We start from the raw sequence: 22,396 nt of genomic DNA on the forward strand, positions 1-22,396 counted from the left end.
GGCGGCCCCGGGGTTCGATAGAGAATGAGTCTTAAGGCTAACTACCGCAGCTCACCATAGACTTGATCAGGCTCAAGATTGACCGAGCGCTCCGAAATCAGACCTTAACTTCGGTCAGCTCCATGACATGGGTGATCGCCTGCGCCTTGGCATCCCAGACGTAGCGGAAATGTGCGCCTTGGACCGGCAGCGAGACGGCTTGTGGCCGAAACGCCGCAACGCATTCATGGCCTTCGAGCCGAACGCTGCTGTAGAGCAGCCCCCAGGTTTTGCCGTCGCGCTGCTCGCGCGCAAAGGCCTGGCTAACTGCGTAGGCAGTAAGTTCAGGCTGATGAAGTTCGGACATGCCGCGCACATCCAGTAAGGGTTTGACCACCCTGTTCACGTATGCGCGCATGGTGATTTCCACGTTCGCTTCCCGGGTAGCTGCCAGAAAGCGCTCCTGATGGAATTTGGTTTCAGCGATGGCAGCATCGACCGAGCTGGCACAGTAGTAGATGCCGTAGGTGCCATCGGTGAAGCGGCTGGGATTGCCAATGTGGGTGAAGGCCGCCATCACCGCCGTGGAGCCCGGCCCGCTTACTCGGTCGGCGGGTGCCACACGTTGCAACATGCCCGCCTCCTCGCGCAGGCGATCATTGGTCATCGCCTCGATGGCGAACGCCATGTCCAGATCGTCGGGGTCGAGCGTGTCCTCGAACACACCCAGCGGTGGGAACGAGCTATTGATCAGCCGGTACGCCTTGCGCCACCCCGGCAGCACCTCTTGCGGCGGCATCAGCCCCTGACTCCATCCAGGTAGCGGCGCACGTCAGCCAGATCCACGACCTGGCCACCCAACATGTAGTCGAGTGCACTCTTACCGTTGAACGGCGCGGCATCATTGGGCTTGCGAACCCATTCGTAGGCGCGCTCGCTCTTGTTGCTGAAGATGATCCGCAGTGCCTTATGGATGCCCATCAGATAGGAGATTCGCTCCAAGGTGTCCCTTGGCAAACGCACTTCGGGCAGCTTCTTGTACTTGAAGTAGGTCGTGTTACCGACCGAACCGAGAAGCACACGCTGTTGCTCGGCGCTGCACTGCCACAATCCCATGAGATTGAAGAAGAACGTCAGCGCCACTCGACCAGCATCGGGCGAGTTGATGTCGGGCTTGCTGACCGCATGTTCAAGCTTCATTTGGACTCCGCCTGGTTATTTGCACTAAGCATAGGTTACTCCGCATGCGAATATATGCAACAACTTAATTCATATGCGAACTTTAGTGGCGGAAAGGCAGAACGTTTTACTTGGCTACCAAAACAGCAGTTATCAGAAAAGGACTGGTTGCTAGCTAGGAATATGAACTTCAAGTATCCAATCAAGGTGTCAGTTCAGTTGCTGCCAGACGAATCGCTGACCTCTTCGTAAAGCTGAGCGATGAGTCTAAAAAAATTGTTGCGGCAATGAGAGCCCAGCCTGCTGACGCCGTCAGAACAACCCGAGCTGCTCATCGATCAGCGCGCTGAAGCTGTCATTCACGAAAGGCAGTATGGCGTCGGCGATGGGCTGCAGCTGTCGGCTCACGTAATGGTCGTAGTCGATCGGCGCACGCCGTACTTCCAGCGGCTCGGGACCGGCCACGGTAATCAGATAACTGATCCACCCGCCGTTCTGGTATTGCCGCTGACGGCCTTGCTGCAAGTTGTATTCATCAGCGATCCGCGCCGCGCGTACATGCGGCGGCACATTGCGCTCATAGTCATCCAGACGACGGCGCAGCCGCTTGCGCAGGATCAGCAACTCGTCCAATTCGCCGGCCAGGGTGCGTTGGACGTAGTTGCGTACATAGTCTCGATAGGGCTCGCGGTTGAAAATGCGTCGGTACAGCTCCTGCTGGAATTGTTGGGCCAGCGGCGACCAGTCCGTGCGCACCGTTTCCAGCCCTTTGAATACCAGGCCATCGCTGCCATCCGGGCGGGTGACAAGCCCGGCATAACGTTTCTTGCTCCCCTCCTCCGCGCCGCGAATGGTCGGCATAAGAAAGCGCTTGAAATGGCTCTCGAACTGCAGTTCCAACGCGCTTTGCAGGCTGTATTCGTGCTGAAGGTGCTGGCGCCACCACAGGTTGATCTGTTGCACCAGTTGCTGGCCGATGCGTGCCGCGTCCTCATCGCTATGGGCGCGCTTGAGCCAGACGAACGTGGAGTCGGTGTCGCCGTAGATCACGCTGTAGCCCTCAGCCTCGATCAGCTCACGAGTGCGGCGCATTATCTCGTGCCCGCGCAGAGTGATGGATGACGCCAGGCGTGGATCGAAGAAGCGGCAGCCGCTGGAGCCAAGCACACCGTAGAAGGCATTCATGATGATCTTCAACGCCTGGGACAGCGGCTTGTTGCCTTCACGTTTGGCGGCCTCCCGGCCCTCCCAGACGCGCTCCACAATCGCCGGCAGACAATGCCGCATCCTTGAAAAATGGGCACCACGAAAGCCCGGTACGGATTCCTCAGCGTTCGGCTGCCGCATTCCTTCGATCAGACCCACCGGGTCGATGAGAAAGGTGCGAATGATCGAGGGGTAGAGACTCTTGTAGTCCAGCACCAGCACCGATTCATACAGGCCCGGCTGCGAATTCATCACGAATCCGCCGGGGCTCGCCTCCGGAGGCCGCTCACCAAGATTGGGGGCGACAAACCCCTGGCGGTGCATCAATGGAATGTACAGGTGCTCGAACGCAGCCACCGATCCACCCATGCGGTCAGCCGGCAGACCGGTGACCGAGGCACGCTCGAGCAGAAAGGTCAGCAGTTCGGTCTTTTGGAAGATTCGGGTGACCAGTTCACAGTCCTTGAGGTTATAACGGGCCAGCGCCGGCTTGTCCTCGGCGAACATGCGGTTGATTTCATCCATACGCTGGTATGGCGTGTCGATTGCCTTGCCCTCACCGAGCAACGTCTGGGCGACGTTTTCCAGGCTGAAAGAAGGGAAGCTCCAGGTCGCGGCACGCAGCGCTTCGATGCCGTCGATGATCAGCCGACCCGCCGCAGCCGCAAAGAAGTGATTCCCGCGGACGCCATGCTCGCGCCAGGCCATCTCCTCCCCACCACGGCCCAGGCGCAGCGGCACGCCGTAGCGCTGCGCCTGATCACGCAGGACCCGAAGATCGAACTGCACGACATTCCAACCAATGATGGCGTCAGGGTCGTGCAACGCCATCCAGTCGTTCAACCGCTCGATGAGCTGCTTTCGACTGTCACAATAGTCCAACTGAAAATCCACGAAGCTGGCATCGCCATTGGCCGGCCCGAGCATGTAGACCTGACGCTGACCACAGCCCTCCAGACCGATGGAGTACAGCTCGCCTCGCATCGTGGTCTCGATGTCCACAGAGACCAACCTGAGCTTCGGTCGATAGTCAGGCGCAGGTTTGATCTGCGCCTCGATGACTGTGCCTTCTACATCCGACTGACCGGTAAAACTGATTGGCGCGGTAATGAAGCGCTCCATCAGATAACGCTCCGGCGGACGGATGTCGCCCTCATAGACATCGAGTCCCGCTGCCCGCAGGCGCTTCTCCAGATTCATCAACTGGCGGTGTTGATTGCAGTAAAGGCCCAGCACAGCCCGGTGGCGGAAATCGGCCAGGTTCAACGAGCGTAACTCCACGTCACGCTCGCCTTTGAGCAGCAGCTCGACCTTGGAACGCTGTAGTGCCGGGATAAAGGCAACCGATGGCTGACGTGGCACGCGAACCCGGCGCGGGCCACTATCGGTCGCTACCCAGAATTCAACCTCGGTGCCCGCCGCTGTGTCGCGCCAATGCCGAGTCAGGACAAAGCCTTGCTGCAAATCCACCGTAAGCCGCCCCGTCCAATCCAGAGCGCACCATTCTACGCGGCATAAGCCATGCGAGCGCGACGGCATGCATTGGCCATGTCATACGATGACTAAAACGGCATCCCAAATTCCCACCCCCATAATTATGGGGTAACTCCTTTGACAACGAAGCCAACCCTGACAATACTCACTTCGGTTGTACGATGACCTAACCAACAATAACAATGGAAAATCTCATGCTTTCTTCTCTACAGCCTCGTTTCGTGTGCACCTTGCCCGCCTTGGCTCAGGCCCATAGCCCGCCTCGAACTACCGACTGACCAATTCTTGCTATTCAGCCGCCAGACATCTCGGCGGAACGGATTCGCTCGCCTTCAAAAAGGCCCATCAAAGTAGGACGCCTCACGATGAACACCCAGACCAATGCCCCAATTGCAGAAGAGCCGCAGACCGCAAGACGCGCCTTCTTGAAAAATTCGCTGATGGTTTCAGCTGGCGTAGCCTCCATGGGAGGCCTGGGATTGTCCCGGCTCGCCCTTGCCGAGCCCCTGACTCAGCGTTATCCAGACGAGTTGGTGGAAATCCTGGACGAAAGCTTCACGCAATACCGCCTGTTCAATGCCAGCGTAGAGAAAATTGCCACCGGCATGCGCTGGGCAGAAGGCCCAGTATGGGTAGGCGACGGGCGCTATTTGCTGGTCAGCGACATTCCGGAAAACCGCATCATGCGCTGGGACGAAATCACCGGTTCCTTCGATGTCTACCGCGAGCACTCCAATCACTCCAATGGGCTTGCGCGCGACCTCCAGGGCCGATTACTGGTGTGCGAAGGCTCCACCACCAACGACCTGGGTCGCCGCGTAACCCGCACCGAACCCGATGGCAGCATCACCGTGCTGGCCCATGAATTCGAGGGCAAACGCTTCAATTCGCCCAACGACCTCGCAGTCCGGCAGGACGGTTCGATCTGGTTCACTGACCCACCTTTCCAAACCGGCAACTTCTACGAAGGGCACAAGATAGAGACGCAGTTGCCCGATGGCGTCTACCGCATCGATGGCGACACCGGCACGGTCACTCGGGTTATCGACTCGTTATCGGGGCCGAACGGCCTGTGCTTTTCGCCGGACCAGAAGACGCTCTATGTCGTCGAGGGTCGGGCCAAACCGAATCGCCTCGTCTGGGCGTACCCGGTCAATGATGACGGCACCCTGGGCGAGCGCCGCAAGCACATCGAGGCACAGAGCCATGGGGCGCTGGACGGAATCAAGTGCGATGAGGCCGGCAACCTCTGGTGCGGCTGGGGCAGCTCGGGTTCACCCGAAGCAGTGACCGCCGACCTGGACGGCGTGATGATCTTCAACCCGGAGGGCAAAGCGATCGGCAAGATCAGGCTGCCGGAACGCTGCGCCAACCTCTGCTTCGGCGGTGCGAAAGGCAACCGCTTGTTCATGGCCAGCAGTCACTCGATCTATTCGCTCTACGTGAACACGCGTGACGCGAGCTTTGGCAAGAGGCCTGCGTGATCGAACAGCCGTAAAAGCGATCGCGAGCAAGCTCGCTCCTACAGGTTTGTTGAGCGTGGAAACCAGCGGCGCAGGGAACGTTCATGTTCGAAGGCATCCCTACCCTCAACCGCACCACGAACCGCTCTTCGTAGGAGCGAGCTTGCTCGCGATCAGGGCCGGTCCAGCTGACGGGAGTCGCGAGCAAATGCGCTGCCACGGGCTCCGGTGAGCATCGAAACCAGCGTCGCAGGGATCGCGCATGTTCGAAGGCATCCTGCCCTAAACCGCACCACGAACCGCTCTTCGTAGGAGCGAGCTTGCTCGCGATCAGGGCAGCCGTTGAGTTCAAGCGCTGCACTGTGCCAGGTGCCGAGCGAGCAAAACCGCCCTTACCCGCTAACTCAGTTGACCTGCCGCCCTCTGGTCTATTCGATCACCGAGATTGCTCAGGCGACCGAGGCGTCTTCGCCGAGGTGAATCACCCGTGCAGCTCGTAGCATGCATTTGGCCATTTCTGGTGGGGAAAACTTGGTGAGAATGTCATTGGCACCGGCAGCCTTGGCTTTGTCGGTGCTTATGGTGCTATCCAGTGACGTATGCAGCAGCACGTAGATGGACGCGTAATCCGGATGTTTGCGTAGCGCCTGGGTGAAGGAATAGCCGTCCATTTCGGGCATTTCGATGTCCGACACCACCACATTGATTGCCTCATAGCTGTCTTTGAGACTGTCGAGCTTCTCGAAGGCTTCACGCGCGCTGCGCACGGCGTGGCAGGTAACCCCCATCTTCGTGAGTGCAGACACCGACATATGAATGGCCACCTGACTGTCGTCGACGATCAACGCGCGAGTTTCGGTCAGCAGCTGTGCATCCTGATCATCGAGATCAGAGATGTCGGCCTCGGCAGGTATCGGCGAAATATTGTGGATGACCTTTTCTACATCGAGTATCTGAATGAGTGCGCCATCGACTTCGGCTGTGCCGGTGATGAACGAGCTATTTCGGGCACCGTACGGCGGTGGCAGGATCTTCGAAGATTGAATATGGACGATCTTGACCACTGCCTGCACATGCAGCCCCTGTTTGGAGCGGCTGATTTCGGTGACGATCAGGCATCCACCCTTAGGGTCCTGCAGTGGAGCCATGCCGATAGCCATGCTCAGGTCAATGACCGATAACGGCTGACCTCGCAGCGTGGCGACACCCCGGACATGCGGGTGCGATTCTGGCAGGCGCGTCAACGAAGGCGTCGGGATGATCTCGCTGACCTTCAACAGGTTGATCGCCATCTGTTTGCCGCTGCGCAGCGTAAACAGCAATAGCGATAAGGCGTCGGTGGCGGATGCGTTGTTCATGAATAGTCCTGTTGGAAAGCCGGTCTCGTTGCGTAGAAATCACCCTCGCCAAAGCTTGTCGGCTGCCCCGTCAGAATCTTCAATCGATCGAGCGCCGTCCGACGAACCAACGCGTGTCCATCAGCACCGCTCGAAGATCGCCGCGATGCCCTGGCCGCCGCCGATGCACATGGTCACCAGCGCGTAGCGGCCCTGGATACGCTGTAGCTCGTGGATCGCTTTGACCGTGATGATCGCGCCTGTCGCACCCACCGGATGACCGAGCGATATGCCAGAGCCGTTCGGATTGACCTTGGCCGGATCCAGCCCAAGCTCCTGCATCACGGCACAGGCCTGAGCCGCGAAGGCTTCGTTGGCTTCGATCACGTCGATTTGCGCCAGACTGATGCCGGTCCGATCCAGCACCTGGCGCACCGCCGGCACCGGACCTATGCCCATGTATGCGGGATCGACCCCAGCGTGCGCATAGCCAACAAGACGCGCGAGGGGTTTCAACCCGAGTGCCCTTGCCCGCCCTGCCTCGGTCAGCATCAGCGCAGCGGCGCCATCGTTGAGGCCGGACGCGTTACCCGCCGTCACTGTACCGTTATCCTTCTTGAACACCGGCTTCAAGGCCGCTAGCCGTTCAGCCGTCAGATCCGGGCGCAGATGCTCGTCTTCTTCGAAATGGCTGACGCCCTTGCGACTGCTTATTTCAACCGGAACGATCTGTTCGCGGAAATATCCCAGCTCCTGTGCACGCGCTGCGCGCTGCTGGCTTTCGAGCGCCAGAGCGTCCTGCTGTTGGCGAGTGATGCCGTAGCGCTGGGCAACATTTTCCGCAGTCACGCCCATGTGAAACTTGCCCCAGGGATCGTGCAGCAAGGTGTTCATGTAATCGACTGCCTGGCTATCGCCAAGCCGCGCACCCCAACGCATGTTGGGGAGAATGAAGGGGCCGCGGCTCATGCTCTCGGCACCGCCGCCAATTGCCACGTCGGTGTCGCCTAGGAGGATCGATTGCGCCGCAGAGATGACGGCCTGCAGCCCGGACCCGCATAAGCGGTTTACGTTGAACGCTGGAGTCTCAAGCGGGATACCCGCATCTACAGCAGCCACCCGCGCCAAGTAGCCATCGCGCGGCTCGGTAGGGATGACGTTACCCATCACGACGTGGCCGACCGCCTCGGGCGGCATTCCAGAACGCTCCAATGCACCGCGGCAAGCGGTCGTTGCCAGGGAGATCAGGTCAACGTCTTTCAATGCCCCGCCAAAGGAACCGATTGCTGTGCGCACCGCGCCCACGATGACGACTTCTCGATCGGCCATATGAATCTCCCCTGATACCAGTAGTTCGCGGTTCTTCTCCCGCGCAGCTGGTCACGATCCTAGCGGCGTGGCGGCGAAGCACAACGCTCAAACCTGCAGACCCTCTCTGCATATCTGCAGAACGCATCGGTCACATCTGCGCGTGTCATAGCGCTTCGGACGTACGTGGCTGCGTAGCATCGGTGACGATCAGCTCGCCCTCAGCGCTCCGCGCTGCCCGCGCAGCCTTCTTGCGGGCACTGATGCTCGCTACGCATTGCCCTTCATTGTTGAGGATCACGATGCACTCCAGGCATTGAATGCATTCGTCATAGTCGATACGGCCGTCGCGCTTGATCGCACCGATCTCACATTGATGCTTGCAGTGCTGACAAGGTTGGCCGCAGGCATCGATGCGTTCGAGCCAGGAAAACAGACGAAACTTGCCGAGGATCGCCAGTCCCGCGCCCAATGGGCATACGTAGCGGCAATAGAATTTGTGCACGAACAGGCCGAGCCCGAGCAGGATCAGCGCGTACAGCACGAACGGCCATGAGCGTAGGAAAAACAGCGTCATGCTGGTCTTAAACGGCTCCACCTCAGCGAGCCGCTCGGCGAGCGTTAGCGAAAAGAAAGCGGTCGGCACCAGGCCGATCAAAATCAGATATTTCACCCACTGCAAGCGATGATGACTGCGGTCTGAAATCTTCCACTGCGGGATGCGCAAGCCTTTTGCGGCCCAGCCGAGCATTTCCTGCAGTGCGCCGAACGGGCAGAGCCAGCCACAGAAAACCCCTCGCCCCCAGATCAACAGGCTGATGAAGGTGAAGCTCCAGAGGATGAAGATCACAGGGTCCATAAGGAAGACGCGGATATCGAAGTCATTCCAGAGCGCCAGCAGCAGCGTGAAAATGTTCACTACCGAGAGCTGGCCCTGGGCGTACAGCCCGATGAACACCAGCGTGAACATGAGAAAGCCCGCGCGAAACAGGTGGAAACCTCGGCTGTTTCTGCTGATGCGGTGCTGCCAGATGAACACGCCGGTCAGCAGGATCAGCGACGCGCCGAGCAGGCTAATCTGCCACCAACGCTCATGCCACATGCGCAGCCAGATTGGCGCCGGGTCCACGACCACCAGGGGATCTGCAGTTTCGAATAGATAAGGATCGAGCTGAAAGCCGCGGGTGAGCTGCGTGCTGCTCTCCACCAGGTGGTTGCGCTGCAGCCTTACATTCAGGCGCAAGCCAGCAGGCTCGGCGGGGTTGAAGGCATTGTGCGTCTTGATGCGAAAGATGTTTGCCTCGAATCCCTCCATGGACATACCGACTGGTATGTTGAGCTGATCCTTCACCGCGCCGTTGTTGAAGTTCATGTCATGCAGCTCGATCGCGTGATCGTTCTGCATCAGGACAAGCCGCGCGGGCACTGTCGCTGGAACGAAGTCGTCCGGCACATGACGGTACATACCCGATGACAGCACCAGCAGCGCCTGCTCGTTGGCTTTCAGCTCTTCGTTGAGCCGCGCGAAACCCTCATCCCCGAGAAGGTTCCGGCCGATCATTGGCGCATTCAGGTAAGCGAAATAAAGCTCGCTGAACGGCTGACTGTCGTACTCCGGATCGATTTCCGGGTAGTCGTCAAGCGTTCCGCCAAGCGCTGATTCCAGCTCGCTGCGAGTGATGGTCCAGTGCTGGAGCAAGCCGCGCGCGAGCAGCTGCGCCCAATCGAGCGATTCATGAAGATCAGCCCTGGGCGTCGCCAGGGGACCACTGGCAAAGCCTTCAAGCAATTTGCGCGCGACACTAAGGGCAGACAGCAGCACAGTCTCGTTGAGGATCACGACCGACACCGTCGCCTTGCTCACACCATCGAGCAGGGTAACTGAATCGCCAGCGCTCCCCGCTGCGGTACGGCTACCGACCACGATGGGTTTCCCGACAGAGACTTGCCGATACTGATCAACGAAATCGTATAGCGTTTGCTCGCCGAGCCCGTGCAGAAACACCGGCTCGTGATGCTCCAGAACGGTCACGCCGGTGAGCACGCCCCGTGTGTCCAAACCGATCAGCAGCCGGATCGGTTTGCCGGAGAAGCCTTGCAGATTCGAGTAATCGGTGGACTCGAAGGCATAGCCGAGCAGTTCATCCAACTGGTAAACGCTTTGGACCGGCGGATCAGCCTGTTTCGGCTCGATGCGCGTGGCCTTGGGGAAAAGCTGCTGGATCTGGGCCTCGGGCACCTGGGCGAAGAGCGTCGGGCTGGCCAGCGCGCTAAGCAGCACCAACACGCGCAGTAGGAAGCGAGCGCAGCGTGTCATCTATGCCTCAGGGTTTTGTTGTTATGCCCCATGCTATCCAGAGCGCCACCGACCGCCATTCGACTTGGGCAGTGAAAGAGCAGTACTTCAGTGCTACCCCGGGGCACTCGCGGTGCCTCGCCAGACAGCGAGAGATCGATGCGTCTGTCCCCGGCCCTTATCGCAACCGAACCGTCATCGCAACGGAACGATGCACCCGCTTACCAGGCCCAAGCTAGACCAATCAGCGGAGGCCCAGCGATGACCAAGGCAGTCAAACCGGACGCCGAACAGCCGTACTTCGAGACCCCTGCCCACATCCCGAGCGGCAGTGATCACCAGATTCCGCATAGCCATCGTCTGGTCTACCGCGACCATGACGTGATCGTGCACCTCACCGGCTACGAGTACGAGACGTTCGGCGAAACCCTCTGGGCCGTTGGCGCCGAGGTCGTCAAGGATCTCGAGATCGTGGTCCCTGTGGAAGTCGATCAAGAGCAGCATTACCGCAGCTATGACGAAGCGAGGGACCGTGGAATCGAACTGGGAAAACACCTGGTCGACGCGCTCCAGGGTTGCTGAACATGCGCCCAATGTCCGAAATGAATATGAGGTCCTTTGTATGAACGCGAATCACGCAACCGTGCGACACGACCACCAACAGCAGCGCTATGTGCTCGACGTGGACGGCAAGGCGCTGGGTGTCGCCAGTTATCAGCAAGACGGCGATCGCCAGATATTCACTCACACCGAAGTTGACCCAAGCCTGGAGGGACAGGGCATGGGAAGCAAATTGATCCGCGAAGCGCTAGACGACGTTCGCCAACGTGGCAAGCGGGTCGTACCTCAGTGCGAATTCGTCGCCGCCTACGTCAAGAAGCATGATGAGTGGAGTGACATCGTCGATACGCAATAAGCGAGGCGACAGGGGCAGGCATGTGGCGTCCAGACAGGTAACATGCCGCCCCCGATAGCAAGTACCACGCATGACCTGTACCCATCGCAAGATCGAACACCTTCGCCGACAGATTCCAGGCTTTGCCTGCGTACCCGGCTGCCACGACTGTTGCGGCCCGGTGACCGCCTCTTCCGAAGAAATGGCTCGCCTGCCGCACCGGAGCGCATCGCAGCATGATGAAGCGCTGGCGCAGTGGAACTGCGTGCACCTTGGGCCGAACGGCTGCGAGGCATACGACGAGCGCCCCTTGATCTGCCGGTTGTTCGGCACCACCGAGAGCCTGCCCTGCCCCCGCGGCAGAGGGCCGGAAACACCCACAACAGCACAGGTTGAGAAGCAGGTCCACCAGCTCATTGCCAGCACTCGTCAGGTCTTGGTTTAGGCGATTTACATATTATGAGGGAGATGATGAGTAACGAACTGCAGATAGATGACGTCCGCCTTGGGGACGGCAAGGCCGTGTCCAAGGGCGCGCTGATCACGACTCAGTACCGCGGCCAGCTCGAAGACGGCACCACCTTCGATTCTTCGTACGAGCGAGGCAAGCCCTTCCAGTGCGTGATTGGTACAGGACGCGTGATCAAGGGGTGGGATATCGGCCTGATGGGCATGCGGGTGGGCGGCATTCGCAAACTCTTCGTGCCCGCAAACCTCGCTTATGGCGAGCGCCAAATTGGCGAGCACATCAAGCCAAACTCGAATCTGCTATTCGAGATCGAGCTGCTGGAAGTCTTAACCCGCGACGATTGAATGTGACGAAGCGCACGGCCAGCGATATGCAGTCCAACTTTGCCGCTTCAGCGTGATCAAAGCCTGTTAGTCGACAATGTTGAGCGCTACCCCTCGGTGGCCACGCACGGACGACTTCCTGTACCACCAAATCCAGAATGAATTCTTCGATGACAGCAGAAGCACCCACGGCGCCGGATGAAGCCGAATTCCCCCTGGGAGGCGGCGAACTGGGCGCACTCATTCGCACACATGACTGGTCCGGCACCTCGCTCGGCCCGCCTGCACAATGGCCGCAGAGCCTCAAGACCGTCACATCCATGCTGCTGTTGTCGCCGGTGCCCATCGTGCTGCTGTGGGGCGAACAGGGCATCATGCTCTATAACGACGCCTACTCGGTGTTCGCCGCTGGCAGGCATCCGCAGCTGTTAGGCTCGGAGGTTCGCAAGGGCTGGCCGGAGGTGGCGGAGTTCAACGACCGGGTCATGCGAGTGTGCCTGGCCGGCGGCACCCTCGCCTACAGGGATCAGGAACTCACGTTGCACCGCAACGGCCGGCCCGAACAGGTGTGGATGAACCTGGATTATTCCCCTGTGCTCGATGAGGCGGGCACGCCCGCCGGTGTCATCGCTTTCGTCGTGGAAACCACTGAGCGCGTCAGGGCCGAGCGCCATCTACTTGCCGAGAAGCAACGCCTGACCCAACTGTTCGAGCAGGCGCCTGGAATAATGGCAATGCTCAGCGGGCCGGAACATCGCTTCGAAATGGCCAATCCGGCCTACGCCAACCTCCTCGGCAACCGCGACCTGATAGGGCTGCCCGTTCGTGATGCTTTGCCCGAGATCGCGCGGCAAGGCTTCATCGAATTGCTGGATCAGGTCTATCGAAGCGGCACCGCTTATGTAGGCACTTCCGTGGAGCTGAATATCCAGCGCAATGCTGGGCAACCAGAAGAGGCATTCATCCTCGACTTCGTTTTCCAGCCGGTCATCGACAGCCAGGGTGCCGTAAGCGGCATTTTCGTCCAGGGACACGATGTTACCCAGCGTGCGCAGGCGGAACGACGAACAGGCTTTCTTGATGCGCTGGGCAAGGCGACGGCCGCCCATACCGATGCCGACACCATTCTGGCCATCACAACCGAATCGCTCGGCCAGCATCTACGCGTAACCGTTTGCGCCTACGCCGACATGGACCCGGACGAGGATGGCTTCACGATCCGCGGTAACTGGGCGGCTCCGGGTGCGCGGGGAATTGTCGGTCACTACAGCCTCGCCGCTTTCGGTCATCTTGCCCAGACCAACCTGCATGCAGGTCTGCCGCTGATTCTCGATGACAACGCAGAGCAATTGCCCGCCCACGAAGCGGCCACATTTCTCAACCTCGATCTGGCAGCCACCATCTGCATGCCGCTGATCAAGGAAGGCAAGCTGACTGCACTCATGGCGATCCATGACAGGACGCCACGCAGATGGAAACCGCAGGAGCTGGCCCTGCTGACAGAAGTGACAGAGCGGTCCTGGGCACATATAGAGCGTGTGCGCTCCGAAGCGGCCGTGCGGCTCGCCGAACAACGCTTCCGTGAAGAGCTGGAGCGCCAAGTCGAGGAGCGGACCGCTGCGCTGGCCCAGAGCGAGGCGCAAATCCGAACCGTCGCAGCCAGCTCTCATTTGTATCAGTGGCTGCTCAGCCCAGATGGCAATCTCGTTTACGCCAATCCCACTTCGCTTGCAGGCACAGGCTCGCAGCTCGATGAGCTGGTGGGTATGGCCTTCTGGTCGACGCCCTGGTTCAGCGCCACGCCCGGCATGCTTCCGACGATCAGAAAAGGTGTCACGACGGCGGCAGCAGGCGGCAGCGAGAACCTGAGCATGCAATTACAGCTGCGCGACGGCGTACATTCTTTCGACTTCTCGATCAGGCCGGTACTCGACGAAGCCGGCACGGTAGTTGGCATTGTTCCAGAGGCAGTGGACAGCACGGCGCGGGTACAGGCCGAGCAGGCGTTGCAGCAAGCTCAGAAGATGGAAGCGCTCGGCAACCTGACTGGTGGGATCGCTCACGACTTCAACAACTTGCTCACTGCCGTCATGGGCAATCTGGAACTGCTGCGCAAACGGGTCCCCGTTGACTCGCCCTTGCTGCGGCTGATCGACAACGCGCGAATTGGGGCCGAGCGCGGCGCATCCTTGACACGTCGCATGCTGGCGTTCGCCCGCAAGCAGGATTTACTCGCCGAGCGAATTCAGCCAGGCCGATTGATCGATGAGATGAGCGAGCTATTGGAGCGCTCGCTGGATCCTGCAGTGACCATCGAGATGCAAGTCGAAGCGAATCTGCCGAGCATCAACGCCGACCCCAATCAGCTGCAGACAGCCTTGCTCAATCTCGTGCTCAACGCACGGGACGCTATCAATGGGGCCGGTCGAATCGTCATCAGCGCGAACAGGGAACGGATCGAACGCCAGAGCGGCCTCGGCCCCGGCACCTATCTGTGCCTTGCTGTAACCGATGAAGGCAACGGCATGGATGAAGCCACACTGCAACGCGCCACCGAACCCTTCTACACAACCAAGGGCGTCGGCAAAGGCACGGGGCTAGGGCTTTCAATCGTCCATGGTTTCGCTGAGCAATCGGGCGGCACGCTGGTTTTACGCAGCGAAGTTGGCGTAGGCACAACCGCACAGATATGGTTGCCGGCCATTCAGGAGAGCATCGCCGCTGAAGCCACTGTCACAACGAGCGGTGATCGGTCCGGTGATCCGGCCCGGTTGAACATCCTGGCTGTGGATGATGACGTGCTGGTGCTGTTCAACACCGCTGAGATGTTGCGTGATGAAGGTCACCAGGTGTCAACCGCGCATTCGGGCGCGCAGGCGTTGGAGCAGCTCAAGGCTTCGCAGTTCGATCTGCTGATCACCGACCACGCGATGCCGAAGATGACCGGTGCCCAGCTTGCGCTGGAGGTGCGCAGAACGCAGCCAGACCTGCCGATTCTGATCGTAAGTGGCTATGCCGAGATTCCGGCGGGCACCGCCGCAACCAAGATCCCGCTGCTTGCCAAACCTTTTTCTCAGGCCGAACTTATAGAAGCCATTGCCGCAGTGACCCGCCACCACTGACAACAGCGCGGGCGCCTGAGCCGCCCTAAGCCAAGTGGCATTCACGACGGTTGCCTCTGTCGAGGCAACCGTCGCAGGCTTCAAGCGTGAGCCGGCCGCACGCCGGACGTCACTGGAGAGCCAGCAGCTCCCATCGAGTCGCTCACTACATCAGCCACCATGTCCGCGGTGATGGCGCAGAGTGTCCAGCCGAGGTGCCCATGCCCGGTGTTGTAGAACACGCACGATGAACTGCCGCGGCCGACCTTGGGCATCATGTTTGGCATCATCGGGCGCAACCCGGCCCATGGCACTACGCTCTGGGTACTGACACCCGGAAAGCACTCGGCAACCCATTCCACCAGCGGGCGAATCCGATCGGCACGGATGTCGCGATTGTAGCCGTTGAACTCGGCCGTGCCGGCCACACGCAAACGGCTATCACCGAGGCGACTGGTCACCAGTTTGGTTTCGTCATCAAGCAGGCTGACCGTGGGAGCTGCGGCGCGGCTGGCCTCATCGTTGAGGTTGACCGTAATCGAATACCCCTTCACCGGGTAGATATTCACGCGGTCGCCCAATTGCGACGCCAATGCCCGGCTGGCGGTGCCGGCGCAGATCACCATGCCATCGAACTGAAAAATTTCCTCACCACCGGGAGTACCGAGGATGATGCTGGCCCGCTTTCCATCTGTCCTTACGCCTTTGACTTCCTGCCCATAACGGCATTCCACACCCAGGCGAATGGCCGCCGCCGCGAGGCCGTTAGTGAACATGTGGATGTCGCCGGTGGAATCGCACTCGGTGTAGTAGCCACCGTAATATTGCCCAGCCAGCGTCGGCTCGATGGCACGCATCTCATCAGGTGTAACGCTGCGGCGAGGCAAGCCACCCTCGGCAAGCATGGTCGAAACCTTGCCGGCATGATCGAAACCAGCCTTGTCGCGGTAGATATGCAGGATTCCGGCTTTTTTCAGATCAAAGTCGATACCCTCCTCCTCGGCCCAGGCAAAAAGGTGATCACGCGCCGCGATAGCCAGGCGTGCGGTTTCGACGGTGTTATGCCGGTACTGCGGGATCGAACCGATGAACTCAGCGAACCAGGACAACTTGTGCCAGCTGGGCTTGGGATTGACCAGCAGCGGCGCATCACTCTTGAGCATCCACCTGATGCCTTTGAGGATGGTTGACCAGTGTGTCCATACCTCAGCATTGGAGGCAGATAGCTGGCCGCCGTTGGCAAAAGAAGTTTCCATTGCCGCGTAGCGGTGCTTTTCGAAGAGGGTTACAGCGAAGCCACGCTTGGCCAGAGCATAGGCCGTTGTGATGCCGGTGATTCCGCCACCAACGACAGCGATAGTTTTTTTCATGGTGCAGCTCCAGAACGTCAAGGGTTAGAGCCCGTCCGCATCGTGCGGATCAGGCGCCCCCTCTGTTCTGGACCTGAGAGTTTCACGAGCGCGCTCGCTTGCTCCTTCGGTGCGACGGGCGACGAACGGCCCGGCGGCTCTTCAGAGTTCACCGGTGATATCGGTCCTTTTGCCTGAGAGTTTCCGGGGCGGTTGCTCCTTCGGCGCTGCTGATGGCGAAGCCGTTGCAGTCTCTCCCGATATCACATCACTGCCGCGAGCCTGAGCCACGGCAATTTGCACAATGCATGCAGCGTGCCACTCGACAGCTCTAGCAACCATCCGCTTCAGCGAAGGGCGTGTACCTGTCTTGCTGAACTCAGCGTGCAAGATGCCGTTTCTACCTCAAGTGCGACGAGGAAGATAGCCCGCCTATGGTCGGACACGTGCTCATTCGCCCACTACCGAGATTAGCCGCTGGATGTCGACCGGTTTGGTCATGTGCATATCGAATCCCGCCGCTCTCGCATTTTCCTTGTCACTCGGCTGCCCCCAACCGGTGATGGCGATCAGCTTGACGCTGGTACCCACTGGCTGGCCCCGAATCATGCGCGCCACTTCATCGCCGCGCAGGCCAGGCATGCCGATATCCAGCAGCACCACTTCCGGCTCGAGTTGCTGATAGCGCTCGAATGCTTCGACGCCGTCGAATGCCAGATGCACTTCGTGGCCTTCGAGCCGAAGTATCTCAGCCATGGTTTCGGCGATGTCCCGGTTGTCGTCAGCGACCAGGATGCGCCGCTTGTTCACGGTCACGCTTTGGTATGTACTGCCACTTTCGGCGAGATCGCTGACCGGTAAGGCAGGCAGGCACAAGCTGAACGCCGCGCCATGCCCCAGACCTTCACTGTGCACGCGCAGCTCGGCGTCATGTAGCTTCGCCAAGCCCTTGGCCAGCGCCAACCCAATCCCGAGCCCCGTGTTGACATGAGTGCCGGAGACGGGCACCTGAGCGAATCGCTCGAAGATCAGCTTGAGATTTTCTTTCGCGATACCCAGGCCGTTGTCAGCAACGGTGACAACCGCATTACCCTGATCGGTCGTAGCAGTGATGCGAATGCAGCCCCCGTTCGGAGTGAACTTGGCCGCGTTGTTGATCAGGTTGGTCAGGATCTGTTCGAGGCGCAGTGGGTCAGCTTCCAGCAAAATGGGCTGCGCCGGTAACGTCACCTTCAACTCATGCTGCTTGGTCTCGATCTTCGCGCGTGCGGTTTCGATGGCAGCCTCGACGACGGTACGCAGATCCAGTCTTTCCTTGCGCAAGACCAACTTGCCAAGGGTAATGCGGGAGATGTCGAACAGGTCATCCAGGAGCAATGCCATGTGCCGTACCTGACGCTCGATGATCTGCTGACTGCGCTGCTTCTGCGCATCCGACGCCGAGGCAGAGCCGAAGATGCCGGCTGCCAGACGGATCGGTGCGAGTGGATTGCGAAGCTCATGAGCAAGTGTGGCCAGAAACTCGTCCTTGCGACGATCCGATTCCAGGATCGCCTGCTCTTGGTGCTTGGCCTGCGTGACATCAGCAAACCAGACCGCCACGCTCGAATCGAACGGCGTGGCAATCAGGCGAACCCATCGCTCACTGTTGAACGCCGTGCTGCGCATTTCCAGATCACGCGGCTGCTGAAACTGCATCACCTCTGCCAACGTCTCAAGCGCTTGCGGGTTGGCGTTGGGCCCAAGCACTTCTCGCAGCCTGCGTCCGACCAGATCAGTCACGGTGCCACGCAGGCTGGCAGCCCCGGTCGGGTTGATGAATTCGAGGATGAAATCGTTCAGCTCGCCCGACTCGTCATGCCGCGGCGTAACGATTGCGAAGGGGACGGTCGAGGAATCAAGCGCGACCTGGAGCCTTTGCTCCAACATGCCGACCTTGGACTGCGCACGCGCTCGGTCGATGAATACCGCTGCAATACCTGCAGCGAGATCCGCCAAACGAATCTCCCGCTGGGTCGGCGATCTGGCCTCTTTCAGCTGTACTGTCAGGGTTCCCAGAACGCTTTCATCGCTGTGCCGGATGGGCGTGCTATGAACCGAACGGAAACCCTCGGTCCGAGCCACCGTAACGAACTCGCGGAAGCGCGGGTCGGTTTCGGTGTCCGCCACAACCACCCGCGTGCCGTCCTGGACAGCAATCCCGCACGCGCCAAGGCCAGGCTCCACGTTGTCCATGATCGCCAGCGAGTCGACGGAAAAACCTCTTGATGCATGAATGCGCAATGGTTTCGAGCCATCGCTAAGTGCCAGCAACCCATGCTCAGCGCCATGCAGGGTACAAAGAGTATCGATGATCGCCTGCAACTGCTCATTGAGCCTAGGCATCTGCAACAGGCGATTGCTCAATTCCTGTATCAGCTCCAGATCACTGACCTGCTGGGTCAGGTCCTGCTGTGCCAGCGCCAACCGGGACAGCATGGTGTCGCGCTCCGCTTCGCTCGTCCGGCGCGCCTGTGCCGCACTCGCCAAGGCGCGTCCGACCTCGCGAATCTCTTCGATCTCACTTTCGGGCGCCTGGACGAGCTGGCCTTGGCCAATGTCCTGCGCCGCGTCGCGTAATTGCTCCATTGGCACGTTGATCCGGCGCGTCGCGAAAAGCGCTGCCGCTACCGCGAATAGCAAGGACAGTAAGAGACCACCGCCATAGAGCGTATAAGCTCGTGCGGCGCCCGCTTCCACCAGCGCGCTTGGAATGCCCGTGGCAACTACCCACCCTGAGGGCTGCAAGCGAACAAAGGAGGTGTAGAGCGCTTTCCCTTCGACCGATTCGGAGCGACCGGCACCCTCCTCGCTCGGATTCTCTTCCAGCATTTGCTGAAGCATCGGCGCAGCCACGCCGCCAACGGTTTCCTGGTGACGCATCGAGCGGGCGATACGCACACCATTGGCATCCAGTACCGTATTGACCCAACCTTCCGGGAGCCGGCGATTGTTGATCACATCGGCGATGGCCTGCGGTTGTAGCACAGCGGTGAGCACATACCGGGGCTCTTCATCAGCATCGGTGTTTACCGGCACCCGCAACGGGATACCCCAGGAACCGCTGGGGCCTCTCGCCATATTGCCAATCTGTGGTCCCCTACTGCGTAGCAGTTCGATGAAGCTCTCCGGCTCCGCGATGGATGACGAGTTGGAGAGAGACTGCAGCGACACCCGGCGCAGCACCTGTCCGGTCTGATCGATGATGAGCACGGCATGCCAGCTGGGCACCGACGGCAAAACCCGCCGAACCATGTCGGCAAAACCGTCAAGATCGTCTGCGTCGAGCAATGGAGATTTGGACAAGGCCTGCAGTACGTTGAGCGACCTGCTCAGCTCGACTTCAACGGCAGTCGCAGCCAACCGCGTAGCCTCAAGGCTGCGCTGTTTGGCCAGCTCCTTCTGCTCACTGACGATCGAGACCATGCCCAAGCCGGCGACTAGAGCCAGCGGCAAGATGCCAGCCATCGCAATCGTCAGCAAACGACTGCGCAATGGCACGGATCGCCGAGATTTGGCTCCATTTGGTTGATTCAAACTAACCTCACCCTGACGACTCGATTGGGAAAGTCGCAAAATTACTGTGGGAATAAATGCGATGTCGTGCGGAAGGCCGTAGCTTAAGCGATCTGCTCGAGGTGAGCATGGGTACTTGGTAAAGCCAAGCCCAGGTCCAGTTCAGCTGCGCCAATATCCGACTGCCGTTACGCTTGCTCAGCCGGCCGCTACCGCTCCTCATGACAAAATGCGGATGATGAGCCTCCCGAGCTGTGCCTCGGCGATGCCGGCCCGCCACGCCCCCCTGATAGCAAACCAACTGGAGCTCGAACCCTATGCAGCTGAACGACATTCCTTCGGCATCACGGATTGGCAAACGGTAAAGCCCGGCGAGCATGCCGGTGAAATGGGTACGGCAACCTGGCGCTGTCGACAATTTGGGGATATTCGTGTGCGGATCGTGGAATACAGCCCTGGCTACCTTGCCGATCACTGGTGCAGCAAAGGCCATATCCTGTTTTGCCTGGAAGGCGAACTGCACACGGAACTGGAGGACGGGCGCCGCTTCATACTCACCCCAGGCATGAGCTATCAAGTTGCCGACAATGCCGAGACCCATCGCTCGTCAACCGCCACGGGAGCCAAGCTGTTCGTGGTGGATTGATCAGAACCGGCTGGTTGCTATTCCAGCAAACAGCCGATCCAGAAAGCGTAGCGCGCGCCAGTCCAGACCAAGGAAATAAAGAAGGCCCGCACAAGGCGGGCCTTCTTTATCGCGTTGCCGAAGGGTTACTTGGGCAGTTTGAAGGTTATGAAACTGGCTCGACCGTCACGGAGCACTCGCATCGATACCGAGCGGTTCTTCGGAAGGTCCTTGACGACCTGGGTGAACTTCTTCACCGAATCGATCGCTTCATTGTTCAGGTGCGTGATGATGTCGCCAGGACGCATACCGATCATCGCGGCGGGCCCCTGACTGACCTCGGTGATTGCCACACCGCCATTGATTTCCAGCTGTTGGCGTTGCGCGTCAGTCAGCTCGGTCACAGCAACGCCGAGGCGATTGTTGCTCTTGGTACTGCTGCCCGGGCCACCGGCCGAAGCCAACTGGTCACCATCTTCTGGCAGCGCGCCCACTTCGATGGTCAAGGACCTGCGCTTGCCGTCACGCACTACGTCGAGCTTGGCTTTACTACCCGGTTTCATTGCACCGACAAGATGAGGTAGGTCGCCGGACATATCGATGGATTTACCGTCGACACTCAGAATCACGTCGCCAACCTGCAGGCCGCCTTTTGCCGCCGGCCCGCCATCCATCACCTGGGCGACCAGCGCACCGGCAGGACGTTCCAGGCCAAAGGATTCCGCCAGGTCCTTGTTCACTTCCTGAATGACAACACCGAGCCAACCGCGGCTGACCTTGCCGTCTTCACGCAGCTGATTGGCAACATCCATGGCGACGTCGATCGGAATGGCGAACGACAGCCCCATGAAACCACCGGAGCGAGTGAAGATCTGCGAGTTGATACCCACGACCTCACCTTTCAGATTGAACAGCGGGCCTCCAGAGTTGCCGGGGTTGATTGCCACGTCCGTCTGAATGAAAGGCACGTAGCTCTCGTTCGGCAGGCTGCGGCCCGTTGCGCTGACTACACCCGCAGTGACGGTGTGATCGAAGCCGAACGGCGAGCCGATGGCCACAACCCACTCGCCTGCTTTCAGCGCCTCGGAAGAACCGATCTTGACGATAGGCAGCTCGTCGCCTTCGATCTTCAGCAAGGCCACATCGCTGCGTGGGTCAGCGCCGACCAGCTTGGCCTGCATCTCGCTGCGATCCGGTAGACGGACGATGATTTCGTCAGCATCCGCAACCACATGATTGTTGGTCAGAACGTAACCATCTTTAGAAATGATGAAACCGGAGCCGAGTGATTGCGCTTCCCGGCGACGGTCTGGCCGCTGCGGCATGCCGCGCTCGAAAAACTCACGGAACATTGGCGGGATGCCTTCCAGATCAGGCATTTGCGCCTGCGCACCGCGCACGGGTTGGTTCTGCTTGGTACTGATGTTCACAACCGCTGGGGAAGCATCTTCGACGAGCGGAGTGAAGTCCGGCAGGTCGGCATTGGCGATGAGCGTCTGTCCGAACAACGCCAGCCCGGCCACTGCAGCCAGAAAATTCTTGCGAGGAATCATGGTGACGAGTCTCTCCACGATGGAAAAAAGGATGAAGCAACCGGGTTTCGCGCCGCAGCGGATCCGGATCAAAAAAAGCAGCGGGTTGCCGCGCGCACGGTGCTGACTCTATAGCCGACAGCCTGTTCGCGGCAAACCCACCTAAGGGAGCCGGCCGTTCCATCAGCCTGATGCAGACTCTACGCTCAAGAAAGTCAGCTTCGTGTGTAGCGGACGTAAAGGAAAAGTAAGGTTTGCGCACAAGGTGCGCTTACAACAGCCAAT

The 22,396-nt window shown here is 59.7% G+C and carries 16 protein-coding genes and 2 riboswitches; of the genes, 7 read left to right on the forward strand and 9 right to left on the reverse strand.

Features of this window, described 5'->3' with window-relative positions; translation table 11 throughout:
• Positions 1 to 97: 97 nt before the first annotated feature.
• From EA797_RS04190 to EA797_RS04200, 3 genes are all read right to left on the reverse strand, one after another.
• Complete coding sequence (locus EA797_RS04190) at positions 98 to 778, reverse strand: RES family NAD+ phosphorylase (RefSeq protein WP_122163898.1); 681 nt, start codon at positions 776 to 778, stop codon at positions 98 to 100.
• The gene (locus EA797_RS04195; RefSeq protein ID WP_122163899.1) at positions 778 to 1,179 is read right to left on the reverse strand and encodes an MbcA/ParS/Xre antitoxin family protein; all 402 of its coding nucleotides are present in this window, start codon (positions 1,177 to 1,179) and stop codon (positions 778 to 780) included. The genes EA797_RS04190 and EA797_RS04195 overlap by 1 nt, the downstream gene beginning before the upstream one ends.
• A gap of 291 nt (positions 1,180 to 1,470) precedes the next feature.
• Complete coding sequence (locus tag EA797_RS04200) at positions 1,471 to 3,834, reverse strand: DNA polymerase II (RefSeq protein WP_122163900.1); 2,364 nt, start codon at positions 3,832 to 3,834, stop codon at positions 1,471 to 1,473.
• Between the two features lie 389 nt (positions 3,835 to 4,223).
• Here EA797_RS04200 and EA797_RS04205 point away from each other — a divergent pair, with 389 nt between their 5' ends.
• The gene (locus tag EA797_RS04205) at positions 4,224 to 5,342 is read left to right on the forward strand and encodes an SMP-30/gluconolactonase/LRE family protein (protein ID WP_122163901.1); all 1,119 of its coding nucleotides are present in this window, start codon (positions 4,224 to 4,226) and stop codon (positions 5,340 to 5,342) included.
• A gap of 428 nt (positions 5,343 to 5,770) precedes the next feature.
• Here the strand turns inward: EA797_RS04205 and EA797_RS04210 are convergent, their stop codons facing one another.
• The 3 genes from EA797_RS04210 to EA797_RS04220 all read right to left on the reverse strand — a co-directional run bounded on the left by EA797_RS04210 (position 5,771) and on the right by EA797_RS04220 (position 10,283).
• Entirely contained in the window at positions 5,771 to 6,679 is a 909-nt protein-coding gene (locus tag EA797_RS04210) for a chemotaxis protein CheV (protein WP_122163902.1), read from the reverse strand.
• A 120-nt stretch (positions 6,680 to 6,799) separates the two neighbouring features.
• Positions 6,800 to 7,987 (reverse strand): acetyl-CoA C-acyltransferase family protein, encoded by a 1,188-nt coding sequence (locus tag EA797_RS04215; RefSeq protein WP_122163903.1) that lies wholly within the window; start codon positions 7,985 to 7,987, stop codon positions 6,800 to 6,802.
• 145 nt (positions 7,988 to 8,132) lie between these two features.
• Positions 8,133 to 10,283, reverse strand: a complete 2,151-nt coding sequence (locus EA797_RS04220) for a NosR/NirI family protein (protein WP_122163904.1) — start codon at positions 10,281 to 10,283, stop codon at positions 8,133 to 8,135.
• Positions 10,284 to 10,523: 240 nt separating this feature from the next.
• On the opposite strand from EA797_RS04220, the gene EA797_RS04225 reads away from it, so the two are divergent.
• The 5 genes from EA797_RS04225 to EA797_RS04245 all read left to right on the forward strand — a co-directional run bounded on the left by EA797_RS04225 (position 10,524) and on the right by EA797_RS04245 (position 15,071).
• Positions 10,524 to 10,844 (forward strand): hypothetical protein, encoded by a 321-nt coding sequence (locus EA797_RS04225; RefSeq protein WP_122163905.1) that lies wholly within the window; start codon positions 10,524 to 10,526, stop codon positions 10,842 to 10,844.
• 40 nt (positions 10,845 to 10,884) lie between these two features.
• Complete coding sequence (locus tag EA797_RS04230) at positions 10,885 to 11,178, forward strand: GNAT family N-acetyltransferase (protein WP_244214057.1); 294 nt, start codon at positions 10,885 to 10,887, stop codon at positions 11,176 to 11,178.
• A gap of 70 nt (positions 11,179 to 11,248) precedes the next feature.
• Entirely contained in the window at positions 11,249 to 11,602 is a 354-nt protein-coding gene (locus tag EA797_RS04235) for a YkgJ family cysteine cluster protein (RefSeq protein ID WP_122163907.1), read from the forward strand.
• Positions 11,603 to 11,628: 26 nt separating this feature from the next.
• Complete coding sequence (locus tag EA797_RS04240; protein ID WP_122163908.1) at positions 11,629 to 11,970, forward strand: FKBP-type peptidyl-prolyl cis-trans isomerase; 342 nt, start codon at positions 11,629 to 11,631, stop codon at positions 11,968 to 11,970.
• 149 nt (positions 11,971 to 12,119) lie between these two features.
• Positions 12,120 to 15,071, forward strand: coding sequence for a PAS domain-containing protein (locus EA797_RS04245; protein ID WP_122163909.1), 2,952 nt, complete (start codon positions 12,120 to 12,122; stop codon positions 15,069 to 15,071).
• Between the two features lie 80 nt (positions 15,072 to 15,151).
• On the opposite strand, the gene EA797_RS04250 is transcribed toward EA797_RS04245, so the two are convergent.
• Both EA797_RS04250 and EA797_RS04255 read right to left on the reverse strand, forming a co-directional pair.
• Positions 15,152 to 16,420: a D-amino acid dehydrogenase gene (locus tag EA797_RS04250; RefSeq protein ID WP_122163910.1), complete on the reverse strand. Its 1,269-nt coding sequence runs from the start codon at positions 16,418 to 16,420 to the stop codon at positions 15,152 to 15,154.
• A 60-nt stretch (positions 16,421 to 16,480) separates the two neighbouring features.
• Positions 16,481 to 16,567: riboswitch (glycine riboswitch) on the reverse strand.
• 4 nt (positions 16,568 to 16,571) lie between these two features.
• A riboswitch (glycine riboswitch) is annotated at positions 16,572 to 16,669 on the reverse strand.
• Positions 16,670 to 16,849: 180 nt separating this feature from the next.
• Complete coding sequence (locus EA797_RS04255) at positions 16,850 to 19,906, reverse strand: hybrid sensor histidine kinase/response regulator (RefSeq protein WP_147456808.1); 3,057 nt, start codon at positions 19,904 to 19,906, stop codon at positions 16,850 to 16,852.
• A gap of 283 nt (positions 19,907 to 20,189) precedes the next feature.
• On the opposite strand from EA797_RS04255, the gene EA797_RS04260 reads away from it, so the two are divergent.
• On the forward strand, positions 20,190 to 20,600 hold the full coding sequence (locus tag EA797_RS04260; RefSeq protein WP_244214058.1) for a DHCW motif cupin fold protein: 411 nt from the start codon (positions 20,190 to 20,192) through the stop codon (positions 20,598 to 20,600).
• Between the two features lie 125 nt (positions 20,601 to 20,725).
• On the opposite strand, the gene EA797_RS04265 is transcribed toward EA797_RS04260, so the two are convergent.
• The gene (locus tag EA797_RS04265) at positions 20,726 to 22,132 is read right to left on the reverse strand and encodes a DegQ family serine endoprotease (protein ID WP_122163912.1); all 1,407 of its coding nucleotides are present in this window, start codon (positions 22,130 to 22,132) and stop codon (positions 20,726 to 20,728) included.
• Positions 22,133 to 22,396: the final 264 nt, after the last annotated feature.

Source organism: Stutzerimonas zhaodongensis, from assembly GCF_003696365.1.
GTDB classification, from domain to species: domain Bacteria; phylum Pseudomonadota; class Gammaproteobacteria; order Pseudomonadales; family Pseudomonadaceae; genus Stutzerimonas; species Stutzerimonas zhaodongensis.

What these genes read in the sequence shown, in the direction of transcription:
- EA797_RS04265 (WP_122163912.1), bottom strand. Translation starts at nt 22,132, where the DNA reads ATGATTCCTCGCAAGAATTTTCTGGCTGCAGTGGCCGGGCTGGCGTTG.
- EA797_RS04190 (WP_122163898.1), bottom strand. Translation starts at nt 778, where the DNA reads ATGCCGCCGCAAGAGGTGCTGCCGGGGTGGCGCAAGGCGTACCGGCTG.
- EA797_RS04250 (WP_122163910.1), bottom strand. Translation starts at nt 16,420, where the DNA reads ATGAAAAAAACTATCGCTGTCGTTGGTGGCGGAATCACCGGCATCACA.
- EA797_RS04210 (WP_122163902.1), bottom strand. Translation starts at nt 6,679, where the DNA reads ATGAACAACGCATCCGCCACCGACGCCTTATCGCTATTGCTGTTTACG.
- EA797_RS04195 (WP_122163899.1), bottom strand. Translation starts at nt 1,179, where the DNA reads ATGAAGCTTGAACATGCGGTCAGCAAGCCCGACATCAACTCGCCCGAT.
- EA797_RS04230 (WP_244214057.1), top strand. Translation starts at nt 10,885, where the DNA reads ATGAACGCGAATCACGCAACCGTGCGACACGACCACCAACAGCAGCGC.
- EA797_RS04205 (WP_122163901.1), top strand. Translation starts at nt 4,224, where the DNA reads ATGAACACCCAGACCAATGCCCCAATTGCAGAAGAGCCGCAGACCGCA.
- EA797_RS04240 (WP_122163908.1), top strand. Translation starts at nt 11,629, where the DNA reads ATGAGTAACGAACTGCAGATAGATGACGTCCGCCTTGGGGACGGCAAG.
- EA797_RS04235 (WP_122163907.1), top strand. Translation starts at nt 11,249, where the DNA reads ATGACCTGTACCCATCGCAAGATCGAACACCTTCGCCGACAGATTCCA.
- EA797_RS04220 (WP_122163904.1), bottom strand. Translation starts at nt 10,283, where the DNA reads ATGACACGCTGCGCTCGCTTCCTACTGCGCGTGTTGGTGCTGCTTAGC.
- EA797_RS04215 (WP_122163903.1), bottom strand. Translation starts at nt 7,987, where the DNA reads ATGGCCGATCGAGAAGTCGTCATCGTGGGCGCGGTGCGCACAGCAATC.
- EA797_RS04245 (WP_122163909.1), top strand. Translation starts at nt 12,120, where the DNA reads ATGACAGCAGAAGCACCCACGGCGCCGGATGAAGCCGAATTCCCCCTG.
- EA797_RS04260 (WP_244214058.1), top strand. Translation starts at nt 20,190, where the DNA reads ATGATGAGCCTCCCGAGCTGTGCCTCGGCGATGCCGGCCCGCCACGCC.
- EA797_RS04255 (WP_147456808.1), bottom strand. Translation starts at nt 19,906, where the DNA reads ATGGCTGGCATCTTGCCGCTGGCTCTAGTCGCCGGCTTGGGCATGGTC.
- EA797_RS04225 (WP_122163905.1), top strand. Translation starts at nt 10,524, where the DNA reads ATGACCAAGGCAGTCAAACCGGACGCCGAACAGCCGTACTTCGAGACC.